The 11,490-nt window shown below is 71.3% G+C and carries 12 protein-coding genes; 4 read left to right on the top strand and 8 right to left on the bottom strand.

The window, feature by feature from the left end:
* Positions 1-163: 163 nt before the first annotated feature.
* The 7 genes from ABT025_RS32985 to ABT025_RS32955 all read right to left on the bottom strand — a co-directional run bounded on the left by ABT025_RS32985 (position 164) and on the right by ABT025_RS32955 (position 8,309).
* Entirely contained in the window at positions 164-1,756 is a 1,593-nt protein-coding gene (locus ABT025_RS32985; protein WP_351002324.1) for a dipeptide ABC transporter ATP-binding protein, read from the bottom strand.
* Positions 1,753-2,742, bottom strand: coding sequence for an ABC transporter permease (locus ABT025_RS32980; RefSeq protein WP_351002323.1), 990 nt, complete (start codon positions 2,740-2,742; stop codon positions 1,753-1,755). The genes ABT025_RS32985 and ABT025_RS32980 overlap by 4 nt, the downstream gene beginning before the upstream one ends.
* On the bottom strand, positions 2,739-3,722 hold the full coding sequence (locus ABT025_RS32975; RefSeq protein ID WP_351002322.1) for an ABC transporter permease: 984 nt from the start codon (positions 3,720-3,722) through the stop codon (positions 2,739-2,741). The genes ABT025_RS32980 and ABT025_RS32975 overlap by 4 nt, the downstream gene beginning before the upstream one ends.
* A 2-nt stretch (positions 3,723-3,724) precedes the next feature.
* Entirely contained in the window at positions 3,725-5,452 is a 1,728-nt protein-coding gene (locus tag ABT025_RS32970) for an ABC transporter substrate-binding protein (protein ID WP_351002321.1), read from the bottom strand.
* A gap of 227 nt (positions 5,453-5,679) precedes the next feature.
* Positions 5,680-5,775 (bottom strand): Ms4533A family Cys-rich leader peptide, encoded by a 96-nt coding sequence (locus tag ABT025_RS32965; RefSeq protein WP_326738590.1) that lies wholly within the window; start codon positions 5,773-5,775, stop codon positions 5,680-5,682.
* Between the two features lie 156 nt (positions 5,776-5,931).
* Positions 5,932-7,359 (bottom strand): DUF3152 domain-containing protein, encoded by a 1,428-nt coding sequence (locus ABT025_RS32960; RefSeq protein WP_351002320.1) that lies wholly within the window; start codon positions 7,357-7,359, stop codon positions 5,932-5,934.
* Complete coding sequence (locus ABT025_RS32955; RefSeq protein ID WP_351002319.1) at positions 7,344-8,309, bottom strand: alpha/beta fold hydrolase; 966 nt, start codon at positions 8,307-8,309, stop codon at positions 7,344-7,346. Before ABT025_RS32955 ends, ABT025_RS32960 begins: the two co-directional genes overlap by 16 nt.
* Before the next feature lie 109 nt (positions 8,310-8,418).
* On the opposite strand from ABT025_RS32955, the gene ABT025_RS32950 reads away from it, so the two are divergent.
* The 4 genes from ABT025_RS32950 (at position 8,419) to ABT025_RS32935 (ending at position 10,342) form a co-directional block, all read left to right on the top strand.
* Positions 8,419-8,634, top strand: coding sequence for a hypothetical protein (locus tag ABT025_RS32950; protein WP_351002318.1), 216 nt, complete (start codon positions 8,419-8,421; stop codon positions 8,632-8,634).
* Between the two features lie 168 nt (positions 8,635-8,802).
* Entirely contained in the window at positions 8,803-9,444 is a 642-nt protein-coding gene (locus ABT025_RS32945) for a TetR/AcrR family transcriptional regulator (protein WP_219572783.1), read from the top strand.
* Positions 9,445-9,575: 131 nt separating this feature from the next.
* Positions 9,576-9,803 (top strand): DUF3107 domain-containing protein, encoded by a 228-nt coding sequence (locus ABT025_RS32940; RefSeq protein ID WP_024490505.1) that lies wholly within the window; start codon positions 9,576-9,578, stop codon positions 9,801-9,803.
* Between the two features lie 269 nt (positions 9,804-10,072).
* Positions 10,073-10,342 carry a hypothetical protein gene (locus tag ABT025_RS32935; RefSeq protein WP_351002317.1) on the top strand — a complete coding sequence of 90 codons (270 nt, stop codon included), beginning with the start codon at positions 10,073-10,075 and terminating at the stop codon, positions 10,340-10,342.
* Positions 10,343-10,365: 23 nt separating this feature from the next.
* Here the strand turns inward: ABT025_RS32935 and ABT025_RS32930 are convergent, their stop codons facing one another.
* Positions 10,366-11,100, bottom strand: coding sequence for a ferritin-like fold-containing protein (locus ABT025_RS32930; RefSeq protein WP_351002316.1), 735 nt, complete (start codon positions 11,098-11,100; stop codon positions 10,366-10,368).
* Positions 11,101-11,490 lie beyond the last annotated feature (390 nt).

Genomic DNA, 11,490 nt, shown 5'->3' with positions numbered 1-11,490 from the left:
GCGCCGTTCGTCGCGCGGCCTCGCGCGTCCCGGACGCGTAGGCTCCCCGGCGGGCGGGCGCCGCCGCGGCCCGGCCCCCCCCCCACCGAAAGGGGTGAACCGGCGTAACTTTCCCACCCCGGTGGCGTTCTGTCGCGCTATGGAAGCGGCAGGTCACCCGCCGTCAGGCTGCGGCCAGCTCCTTGCGGGCCGCGCGGCGCACCGCCGCAAGGGCGGGATCGAGCGCCGGCACGGCGGCCAGCAGCTGCCGGGTGTACGGGTCGCGGGGGTCCGCGTACACCTGCTCCACCGGGCCCTCCTCCACGATCCGGCCCCGTCTCATGACGGCGACCCGGTCACTCACCTGCCGTACGACAGCGAGGTCGTGGGCGATGAAGACCAGGGCGAGCCCCAGCTCCCGCTGCAGTTCCGACAGCAGGGCGGTCACCTGTGCCTGGGTCGTCACGTCGAGCGCGGAGACCGCCTCGTCGCAGACGATGAGTTCGGGTTCGGCGGCCAGGGCGCGCGCGATTCCGACGCGTTGGCGCTGGCCGCCGCTGAACTCGTGCGGATAGCGGTCGTACTGTTCCGGGTCGAGACCGACACGCTCCAGCAGATCCCGTACGCGCGCCCTGATCACGTCCTCGTCGCGCTCCCCGCCGGCCCGCAGCGGATCGGCGACCGACTCACCGACGGAGCGGCGCGGATTGAGCGAGGAGACCGGGTCCTGGAAGACCATCTGCACCCGGGCCGCCCGGCCGAGCCGGCCGGACGTGGGTTCCAGCAGGCCGACGAGCATCCGCCCCAGGGTGGTCTTGCCGCTGCCGCTCTCGCCGACGATGCCGAGCGTCTCGCCGCGCCGGACGGTGAGGGAGACCCCGTCGACGGCGGCCAGGGCGGACTTCCCCCGGCCGAACACCTGCCGCACCTCCTCGGCCTCGACCAGCACCTCGGCCTCGGCGTGCGCCGCGCCCGCGGTCGCGGCGGCAGGGCCGCCCGGCCCGGGGCCGATGCGCGGCACTGCTGACAGCAGCGCCTTCGTGTACGGCTCGCGGGGCGCGCCGAGCACCTCGGCCACCGGCCCGCGTTCCACGGCGAGGCCAGACCGCATGACGAGCACCTCGTCCACCGACTCCGCCGCCACTCCCACGTCATGGGTGACCAGGAGCAGTCCCATGCCCGTCTCGCGGCGCAGATCGTGCAGCAGGTCGAGGATCTGGGCCTGGACGGTGACGTCGAGCGCGGTCGTCGGCTCGTCGGCGATCAACAGCTGGGGCTCGCAGGCCAGCGCCATCGCGATCAGCGCCCGCTGGCGCATGCCGCCGGAGAACTCGTGCGGACGGGACCGGGAGCGGCGCACCGCGTCGGGAATCCCGACCCGGTCCAGCACCTCCACGGCGCGGGCCCGCGCCGCCCGCCGGGTGACGCGGTGGTGGACGCGGTACACCTGGGCGATCTGGTCGCCGACCGCGTAGTACGGGTCCAGCGAGGAGAGCGGGTCCTGGAAGACCATCGCGGCCTTCGCACCGCGCAGCCCGCGCAGTTCCGCGTCGCCGGCGGCCTGGACGTCCACGCCGGCGACCCGGATCGAGCCGCCGACCTTCGCACCGGTCCCCCGGTGCAGGCCGAGCAGCGCGTAGGCCGAGGCGCTCTTGCCGGAGCCGGACTCACCGACGACGCCGAGCGCGCCGCCGGCCTCCAGTGAGAACGACAGTCCGCGCACCGCGTGCACGTCGCCGAAGGAGATCGAGAGATCGGTGACCTCGACGAGACTCATGACAGCACCACCCGTCGGTCGGCCATCGCCTGGAGGATGTCCGCGACGGCATTGGCGAGGACGACGAAGAATCCGGTGACGAGCACCAGACCGACGACGACCGGAAGGTCCACCTGCTTGACGGCCTCGACGAGTTCGCGGCCGACGCCCGGTATCCCGAAGAGCGACTCGGTGAGCACGGCGCCGCCGAACATCGAGCCGACGTCGAGTGCGCCCAGCGCGATCACAGGGGCCAGCGCCCCGCGCAGCGCGTGCCGTCCGACGATCGTGCGCTCGCTGACGCCGTACGCCCTGAAGGTGCGTACATGGTCCTCGGCCAGTGTCTCCAGCATCGAGGCCCGGGTCATCCGGGCGTACGGGGCGGCGGAGATGAGCGCGAGCGAGATCCAGGGCAGCAGCAGGTTCCAGGCCCACTGCTCCGGGTTCTCGGTGAAGGGGACGTAGTCCGGGAAGGGCAGGATCTGGAGCGCCGTGACGCAGATGATGATCAGCAGCAGGCCGATCACGAAGACGGGCGTGGCCATGCCGGCCAGGGTGATCCCGGTGAGGATGCGTTCGGTGACGCGGCCTCGCCGCCACACCGAGAGCAGTCCGGTACCGACCCCGAGCACCATCCACAGGACGAACGCGCCGACGGCGAGCGAGGCGGTGGCGGGCAGCTTGGCGAGGATCAGCTGGGTGACCTGCTGACCGCTCTGGTACGAGAGTCCCAGGCACGGGGCCTGGCAGTGCACCACACCGGTTCCGGTGGAGTAGTCGCGGCCCGCGACCAGGCTCTGGAGGAAGTGCGCGTACTGCACGTACACCGGGTCACCGAGGCGCAGTTGCTCGCTGACCTGGGCGACCTGCGCGGGCGAGCAGCGCGGTCCGCAGGCTATCTGTGCGACGTCGCCCGGGGCGACGTAGAAGGCGGCGTAGACGACGACGCTCAGGGCGAGGAGGACGAACAGCGCCCCGCCGAGGCGTCGCAGCAGGAACCCGCTCATGCTCCGGCCTCCTTCTTGCGTCCGGTGCCGATCCGCAGCCGGGAGGCGGCGCGGGGGTCGAGCGCGGTGCGCACGCCCTCACCGAGGACGGTGAGCGCCAGCACGGTGACGAACAGCAGCAGGGCCGGGATGAGCAGATAGGTGGGCGCCGCCTGGTACCAGGTGTCGGCGTCGCTGAGCATCTGTCCCCAGGACGGCGTGGGCGGCTTGATGCCGACGCCGAGGAAGGACAGGGCCGCCTCGACGACGATGTTGCCGGGGAAGAGCAGGACGGCGTACGTGATGACGGGCGCGGCCAGCGCGGGCAGCAGTTCGCGCCGGGCGATCTGCCAGGAGCCCCAGCCGCTGAGCCGGGCGGCCGCGACGTGGTCGCGCGACTTGAGGGACAGCGTCTGGGCGCGCACGATCTTCGAGATGCCGGACCAGCCCACCAGGCCGACGATCACGGAGATCAGCACCGGGCGGGGGAAGCCCGCCGGGACGACGGCGAGCGCGCCGAGCGCGGTCACCATGACCGGGAGGGCGACCACGACGTCGGTGACGCGGCTCAGCGCCTGGTCGACGAAGCGGTTGCCGAGGCCGGCCGAGAGGCCGACGAAGACACCGATGGCCACCTGGAGCAGGGTCGCCCCGAGCGCGACGCCGAGCGAGACACGGGCGCCGTACGCGACGCGGGCGAACAGGTCGCGTCCGGTGAGCGGTTCGACGCCGAGCCAGTGCTCGGCGCTGATCCCGCCGAAGGAGCCGAGCGGCACCCCGCCGGTGGCGGAGTCGACGAGATCGGGGTGGTACGTGGTGGGGTTCTGGCCCTCGATGCCCGTGAGGAGGGGGGCGGCGAGCGCGAGGAGGACCAGCAGGGCGAAGACGGCCGCCGCCACGAGGGCGGCGCGGCGGGCGCGCAGCCGCCGCCAGAACGGATGGGCCCCGGAGGCGGGGGCCGCGACGGCCCCCGCCTCCTTGACCAGCAGTGCTTCGGCCATGGTTACTTGACCGCGACCTGCGAGATGTCGAGTACGCCGGTCCAGTCGCTGATCACGACGTTCTTGACGGACTCGCCGTACAGGCGCTTGTAGACCGGGTGGAACAGCGGCACGGTCAGCGCCTGCTCACCGACCTTCTTGTCGAGCGCGCCCCAGCGCTCGGCGGCGGCGCTCAGGTCCGTCAGCTTGTTGATCTCGTCGATCTCCTTGTTGACCGCGGGGTCGTTCAGCTGGGCGGAGTTGAAGTTGTACCCGGCCTTGACGATCTGGCGTCCGTCGAAGATCGGGGCGAAGAACGGACCGCCGGAGGGCCAGTCGGCACCCCAGCCGCCGAGGAAGAAGCCCGGCTCGGTCTTCACGTTGTAGACCGTGTCCGAGTAGGCGTTGTCCTCCAGGCCCTGGAGCTTGACGGTGATGCCGGCCTTCTTGAGCGCCTCCTGGAGCGCGGTGGCGATCTCCGGGCTGGTCTCGAAGTTCTTGTCGTTGTTGTGGGTGAGGGTGACCGTCAGGCCGTTGGCGTAGCCGGCCTCCTTCAGCAGCTCCTTGGCCTTGGCCGCGTTGCCGGACTTACCGGCCGGGAAGGCGTCGTACGGCGTGTAGCCGAAGGATGCCTGGTCGGGCAGGAAGGTGGTGGCGGGCTCGGCGAGCGAGGAGCCGCCCGCGGCGTTGACCACGGAGGTGCGGTCGACGGCGTACGAGATGGCCTGTCGCACCTTCGGGTTGTCGAAGGGCTTCACCTTCGGGTTGAAGGCGATGTAGTTCGTGTAGCCGAAGTGGCCGGTGCCGACCCTGGCGGCGAGCTTCTTGTCGCCGCTGACCTTGGCGAGCTCGGCCGGGCCGAGGTTGGTGTCGGTGGTGACGGCCGCGGCGTCGGCGCCCTGCGAGGCGGACAGCCGCTGGTTGATGACGGCGGAGTCGAGACCGGAGCGGACGTCGATCCTGTCGGGATAGGCCTTGCGCTCCTCGTCGGTGGTGGCCGACCAGTAGGTGTTGCGTTCCAGGACGAGGCGTTCGCCGTCGCCCTCGTTCTTGACGACCTTGTACGGACCGGAGGAGAGCGGGTGCTCCTCGTACTTCGTACCGGTGTCCTTGGCCTTCGGAACCGGGGTGGTCTGGGTCTGCGTGGCCAGGAAGGGGAACTCGCCCTCGGGCTTGTTGAGGTGGAAGACGATGGTCTTCGCGTCGGGCGTCTCGATCGAGTCGAGGCCCTTCTTGTCCTTGTACGGGCCCTGGTAGTCGGCCCCGCCGATCAGCCAGTCACGCAGGTAGGGCGCGCCGCCGGAGAGCTCGGCGGCGAAGGAGCGCTCGATGCCGTACTTGATGTCGGCACTCGTGATCGCCGTGCCGTCCTCGTACTTGATGCCGTCCTTGAGGGTGTACGTCCAGACGGTGGCGTTCTTGCTGGGCGTGCCCAGGTCGGTCGCCAGGTCGGGGACGACCTTCGAGCCCGCCGCGCCGTCCTCCCGGTTGCGGGTGGTGAGGGTGCGGAAGACGAGGGAGGGGACGTTGCCGCCGCCGGAGGTGTAGAGCCGCGCGGGGTCGAAGTCCTCCTGCGGGCTGCTGTTGAGGACGGTGAGCGTGCCGCCCTTCTTGGGCGCGCCCGCTGCGCCGGAGGTGCCGTCGCTGCCCTTGCTGCTGCCCTCGGGCCCGCAGGCCGCGGCGCCCGCGGCCACGAGGAGTACTGCGGCGGCCGCTGCTACGCGGCGCGATATGACGGACGGATGACGCATCGGAAGATGACCTCTCGGAGTACTGCCTGAATGAAGGAAACAGAAAGCTGTTCCGCGCAGGCGGCGACGAGAGGCATGTGCACACAACCGGTCATGACGGGTGAAGGTGACCGGAACACCGGAACTGCCGCGCCTGCGGACGGAGTACGCCTGGGCGCGGCAGTCGGGAAGGGGCGGTCCGGGCCATCAGGGCTCGGACGGCGGGCCGACGCGCACGCGGGCAGGCGTCAGCAACAGTCGATGTCGGCGACGCTGTGCCCGGTCACGCCGATGAGCGCCAGCTCAATGGCGGCGCGATCGGAGGTGACGAGGCTGCGTGACATGCCGAGAAATATCGGTCACGGCCTGCCCGATGTCAACGCGATATGAGACGACCATCTCACAATGCGGACAGCCCCTCGGGGAGGGAGCCCCGCCGGCCGCCCCCAGGACTCTCCCCCGAGTGGCCGGACGACCGCCCCCGCGAGCCCGGGCCCGGCTCAACCCTTCGGGTACACCCAGGGGTTGGGGCGGCACTTGATGCCGTTGACATCGAGCGACTTGGTCTGCTGCTGCATCACCGGAGCGAGGGCACCCTTCGTGCCGCAGCTCACATGATTGTGACCCAGCCGATGGCCGACCTCGTGGTTGATCAGCATCTGGCGATAGGCGAAGAGCTTGTCCGGCCCGAAGGTGGCAGAGCCCTGGGCCCAGCGGTAGGCGTTGATCATGACGCGCTCGGTGGCGGCGGAGTCGCAGGACACGTTGTCCTCCAACGTGTCCAGACCCGACTTCTCGCACCAGGTTCCCGTGGTCCCCGGACTGGCCAGCGTGATGACGAAATCCGGCTCCCCGGTGGAAATCCGTTCGAAGGTCATGTCGCCGCCGTGCGCCCAACTCCGGTCATCATTCAGAGTTTTCTGTACCGCCTCGGCAAAGAGCGCGGAGTCGAGCCCGAGCCCCTTCTCGACATCGATCCGGTAGCGGTACCTGTGCCCCTTGCCCGGGGCCTTCGCCGTGCCGGCGACCGCATCGAACTTCCCCGAAGCGGTCAGCTTCGGCGCCAGCGGATAGGCCTTGGCCATTTTCTGCTCGTACGAAAGGGGCTTGACGACCGCCGCCTCCGGGGCGGGCGTCGTCCGGCCGTCCGAGCGGGAGGCATCGCCTTCGCCCCGGTCCACGCCCGCGGCCTGCGCGGCGCCGGCCGGGCTTCCGCTGTCGTGGGCGACCTGGCCGGCCACGACCACCGCGAGCACGGTCGTCACCGCGGCCGCGGCGATGCCGGTGAAGGTGCGGCCCTTGCCGCCCCTGCCGTCCTTGGCGCCCTTGCCGCTCCCGCTGTCCTCGGCGGGAGCCTCCGCGGCCTCCTCCGCAGCCGGCGGGCGTTCGTCCCACTCGGTGACGGAGCGGTACGGATCCGCCGGTCCTGAACGAGTCGCAGCCGGCCCACGGGGTGCCGGTGCGGCGGGCGAGCTGTCGAAGGCCTCGACGAACTCGCGCCGTGGCCCCGGCACCAGCGGCCTGGTGGCGGTGCCCTGCGCGTTCCGCGGCGCCTGCGGACTCCGCGACCGTCCCGGCGCCTGGGCCTGGTTGCCGATGCGGCCGCCCGGTCCCGCGCCGTGCGGCGGGGCCGGCCGTTCGTCGTGCCGTCCGGCGGGCCCGGCCCCCCAGCCGCCGCCCGGTTCACGCTGTTCGGGATGACCGCCGCGCACCTGGGGCGCGCCCTGGAACGGGGTGTGGCCCTCGGTGCCGGGAGCCGCGTCGCCCGGCCGTCTGCGCCGGCCGCTGCCGGCGGCGGGCCGGGCGCCCTCGCCCCCCGATTCCGCGTCCGCTTCCGCGTTCGCCCCGTCCGGCCCGGTCTCGGGCGCCCTGGGCGCAGGGCCCTTTCGGCTGTGTCGTCCCACGCCCCGGATCAGCTCCCGCCGCATTCGTCGAGCAGTTCCCGGAACGCCTGGGCGACCGCTTCCGGGTACTCCATCATCGCCACGTGCCCGGCGTCGGGCAGTGTCAGCAGTCGCGCATCGCGGAAGGCCGCGGACGCCCTGCGTGCCATCCGGTGCGAGACGAGCCTGTCCCGTCCGCCGTACACGAGCTGGGTCGGCGCGAGCACCCGCTCGGCCTGGCGCCACAGCCCGTGCTGACCCCCCAGTGTGTACGCGTCGACGATGCCACGTGCCGAGCGCGCCATCGCGTCCCAGAAGTACGGCAGCGCCAGCCGCCGCTCCATTTCGGCCACCGCGTTGCGGAAGCCCTCCGCGGAGACACGTGCCGGATCGCCGTAACAGAGTGCCATGACTCCGCGGGTGCGTTCTTCCGCGCTCCAGTCCCGGGTCATCCGGGCGAACAGGGACACGATGCCCGGCACGGCGAGCAGCGCGGTCGGCGCGGCCGACAACTGCACCCGGATCTCGGGGAGCGCGGGCGAGATCAGGGTGAGGGTGCGCACCAGGTCGGGACGGACCGCGGCGACCCGCGTCGCGACCGCCCCGCCCAGGGAGTTGCCGAACAGGTGGACGGGGCCGCGCTCCCCCGCGTCGAGGAAGCGGATCACCGCACGGGCGTGCCCGGTGACCGAGTAGTTGCCGTCGTCCGGCGGCGGGGAGTCCCCGAAACCGGGCAGGTCCAGCGCCTCGCTGTCCAGCACGTCCTGGAGCAGCGGCATCAGCGCGGTCCAGTTCTGCGAGGAGCCGCCGAGCCCGTGCACGAAGAGCGCGGGCGGCAGTCCGGTCCGCCCCGGCGGACGCGATCGGACGGTCAGCGTCAGCCCGGGCAGCGTGACGGAGCGAAGCCTCTCCCCCTCCGCGACCCTGACGGCGCTCACCGCGGGGGCCACCGCTGCGGCGGCGGCACGGACTCCCGGCAGCTCGGTCGAAGACATGCGGCAATGTTACGAGACGATCACACCGTGGTTCATGTGTTCGCCATCACAGACCGCATGGCGGCTTCGGGGGGTAGCTCCTAGGCTCGGAGCAAGGAAGGGAGTCACCATGACGGTCGACCCCAGTGACCCGGATACCTTCGAGGACGTCCAGCCGGACGAACGCAGCCAGGAGGCACCCGACGCCGACGCTGCCGAGCAGCAGGCGGATCTTCATCCGCATGACGACGAACCGCTGGAGGACGTCGACCGGGACCGCGCGAACGAGGCGGATGCGGCGGAGCAGGCCCGCGTCGTCCCACAGGATGAGGACGATTACCGCTGATACGCCCCGCTATGCGGCAGGGGGTGCGGAAACTGCGGCTACCGCAGTCGTCCGGTCCGTGAAATTCTGCGTCCGCGCCGCGCATACCCGGGTTACCCAAAAGTACGATGTCGGTATGGCGCAGCGTGCACGGAACTGCTGGGTCCGATCACAATTTTGGGAGGCGGCGTGACAGCCATCGAGCAGACCGAGGCGGCGCGCCCGCGGGGCACTCGTTTGCCCCGCCGCGCCCGACGCAATCAGCTACTGGGGGCCGCCCAGGAAGTCTTCGTCGCACAGGGGTACCACTCCGCGGCGATGGACGACATCGCGGAGCGGGCCGGCGTCAGCAAGCCGGTGCTCTACCAGCACTTCCCGGGCAAGCTGGAGCTCTATCTGGCCCTGCTCGACCAGCACTGCGAGTCGCTGCTCCTCGCGGTGCGCACGGCGCTGGCGTCGACCACCGACAACAAGCTGCGTGTGGCAGCGACGATGGACGCCTACTTCGCGTACGTCGAGGACGAGGGCGGCGCCTTCCGGCTGGTCTTCGAGTCCGACCTCACCAACGAGCCCGCCGTGCGCGAGCGGGTCGACCGGGTCTCGCTCCAGTGCGCCGAGGCGATCTCCGACGTGATCGCGGGTGACACCGGGCTGTCCAAGGACGAGTCCATGCTGCTCGCGGTCGGGCTCGGCGGGGTGTCGCAGGTGGTCGCCCGCTACTGGCTCTCCAGCCGGTCCACCATCCCGCGTGACACGGCGGTGCAGCTCCTCACCTCGCTGGCCTGGCGGGGCATCGCGGGCTTCCCGCTGCACGGCCTCGACCAGCACTGAGCGGGGCGGCCCGCGCCGTGTTCGCTGCGGGCGTTGCCCGCGGAACCCTGCCCGGTCCCCTCAGCGGGCTAATGTGTGCTGCGTACGGCGCGGTTCACCGCGCAGGGACTGACCGTCGGAGGGACATAGCCGTGGAGGTCAAGATCGGGGTGCAGCACACGCCCCGGGAGATCGTTCTGGAGAGCGGGCTTTCCGCCGAAGAGGTCGAGAGCGCGGTTTCCGAGGCTCTCGCCGGCAAGGCGCAGCTGCTCAGCCTCACGGACGAGAAGGGCCGCAAGGTCCTGGTGCCGGCCGACCGGATCGCCTACGTGGAGATCGGCGAGCCGAGCACGCGACGGGTGGGGTTCGGCGCGCTGTAGAACCTGTCCCCGGACAGGCTCTCCCGGCACGCCCGGACGCGGAGACCGTGGAAGCGGCCCGGTGGGGAATTCCCCGCCGGGCCGCTTTCCGTCGTGCCGCGGACAGTGGGGCGGCCCGCTTCACCGGGACGCCCGTTCCTGTCACCGGGACGCCCGTTTCTGTGAAGCGGCTGAGCGAAGCCTGTCCGCAGGAGGGTTGTCCTCCGCTGCCCGGGGGTAGTACCGCCTACAACCGTTTGCCCGCCCCCGCACCTGCGAGGTGATCGCCTGTGATCTTGGAAACCCTGGGCTCCGTCGTGCTCGGACTCGCCCTCTCGTGGGCGGCCCTGCGCACCCTGTCGCCCCGTCTCCCATCCCGCCGGGCCGTGCTCGGGACCGGCGCGCTGGGAGCCCTGTTCGGCGCCTGGCTCACGCACTCGGTGCTGGGGTCGGGCCACACGGCGGCCACGCTGGTGGGCTCGGTGCTGATCTCCGCGGTGACGCTGTCCTTGCTGTTGAGGCCGCGCAGCCGCCGGCTCGGCCGGTCAGCGGCGGCCTGAGGCCGCCGCGGTCCGGCAGCGTCCTACGCCGCCAGCCCCAGGGCGGCCATCCGCTTGGTGTGCGCCTCGGTGATCCGGGAGAACATCCGGCCGACCTCGGCCAGGTCGAATCCGTCGGCCACCCCGCCCACCAGCATGGTCGACAGCGCGTCGCGGTCGGCCACCACACGCTGCGCCTGTGAGAGCGCCTCGCCCATGAGGCGTCGCGCCCACAGCGCGAGCCGGCCCCCGAGCCTCGGGTCCGCGTCGATCGCGGCGCGCACCTTCTCGACGGCGAAGTTGCCGTGACCCGTGTCGTCGAGCACGGCGAGGACGAGGGAGCGGGTGTCCGAGTCGAGCCGGGCCGCGACCTCGCGGTAGAAGTCGCTGGCGATCGAGTCGCCGACGTAGGCCTTCACCAGGCCCTCCAGCCAGTCGGACGGCGCGGTCATGCGGTGGAAGTCGTCGAGGGCCTTGGCGAACGGCTCCATGGCACCGGTCGGCTCCACCTCGATCGCGGTCAGCCGGTCGGTCAGCCGCTCGAAATGATGGAATTCCGCGGAGGCCATCTTCGCCAGCTCCGCCTTGTCGGCCAGGGTCGGCGCGAGTTTCGCGTCCTCGGCAAGCCGCTCGAAGGCCGCCAGTTCCCCGTAGGCGAGTGCTCCCAGAAGGTCGACGACGGCGGCCCGGTACTGCGGCTCCGCGGACGCGGTGGCCCAGTCCTGGTCGGCGATTTTGGTGGATGCGGGGGTTTCCGTGGCGTTGTCAGGCGTCTCCATGGAGCGCAGAATAGCCCGCCTGCCGAGGGACCGAGGGGTGCGGCCGCCGACTGACGTCACACCGTTCCGATGAATTCGCCCAACACAGATGCGCGAATCCGGGGTACAGTGGTATTGCGCTTACTGAGCATTTTGCAACTGCTCGTTGCGCGAAATTGAATGAGGATGCCCGGTCGGTGGCCCGATCGGCTCCGACCCGACAGCCCTCCACGCGGTGCGTACGACAGGTACGACCGCAGATGAGGGGCCCCCTCAGCGGCACGAGCGCTCGAGCGACGGCAGTGGTCCCGCGCCACCCGGCCCATCCACGGCCGGATGACCAACCCCGGCACGGTACGACCCCCTTCGTTCGCCTCGGACCGCGTTTCACAGAAGAGGCAGCACCCTGAC

The organism is Streptomyces sp. NPDC002809 (genome assembly GCF_040295435.1).
Taxonomy (GTDB): domain Bacteria; phylum Actinomycetota; class Actinomycetes; order Streptomycetales; family Streptomycetaceae; genus Streptomyces.
This window is presented reverse-complemented; position numbering and strand designations above follow the sequence as displayed.

What these genes read in the sequence shown, in the direction of transcription:
- ABT025_RS32960 (WP_351002320.1), bottom strand. Translation starts at nt 7,359, where the DNA reads ATGCGGCGGGAGCTGATCCGGGGCGTGGGACGACACAGCCGAAAGGGC.
- ABT025_RS32965 (WP_326738590.1), bottom strand. Translation starts at nt 5,775, where the DNA reads ATGTCACGCAGCCTCGTCACCTCCGATCGCGCCGCCATTGAGCTGGCG.
- ABT025_RS32970 (WP_351002321.1), bottom strand. Translation starts at nt 5,452, where the DNA reads ATGCGTCATCCGTCCGTCATATCGCGCCGCGTAGCAGCGGCCGCCGCA.
- ABT025_RS32955 (WP_351002319.1), bottom strand. Translation starts at nt 8,309, where the DNA reads ATGTCTTCGACCGAGCTGCCGGGAGTCCGTGCCGCCGCCGCAGCGGTG.
- ABT025_RS32985 (WP_351002324.1), bottom strand. Translation starts at nt 1,756, where the DNA reads ATGAGTCTCGTCGAGGTCACCGATCTCTCGATCTCCTTCGGCGACGTG.
- ABT025_RS32980 (WP_351002323.1), bottom strand. Translation starts at nt 2,742, where the DNA reads ATGAGCGGGTTCCTGCTGCGACGCCTCGGCGGGGCGCTGTTCGTCCTC.
- ABT025_RS32975 (WP_351002322.1), bottom strand. Translation starts at nt 3,722, where the DNA reads ATGGCCGAAGCACTGCTGGTCAAGGAGGCGGGGGCCGTCGCGGCCCCC.
- ABT025_RS32930 (WP_351002316.1), bottom strand. Translation starts at nt 11,100, where the DNA reads ATGGAGACGCCTGACAACGCCACGGAAACCCCCGCATCCACCAAAATC.
- ABT025_RS32950 (WP_351002318.1), top strand. Translation starts at nt 8,419, where the DNA reads ATGACGGTCGACCCCAGTGACCCGGATACCTTCGAGGACGTCCAGCCG.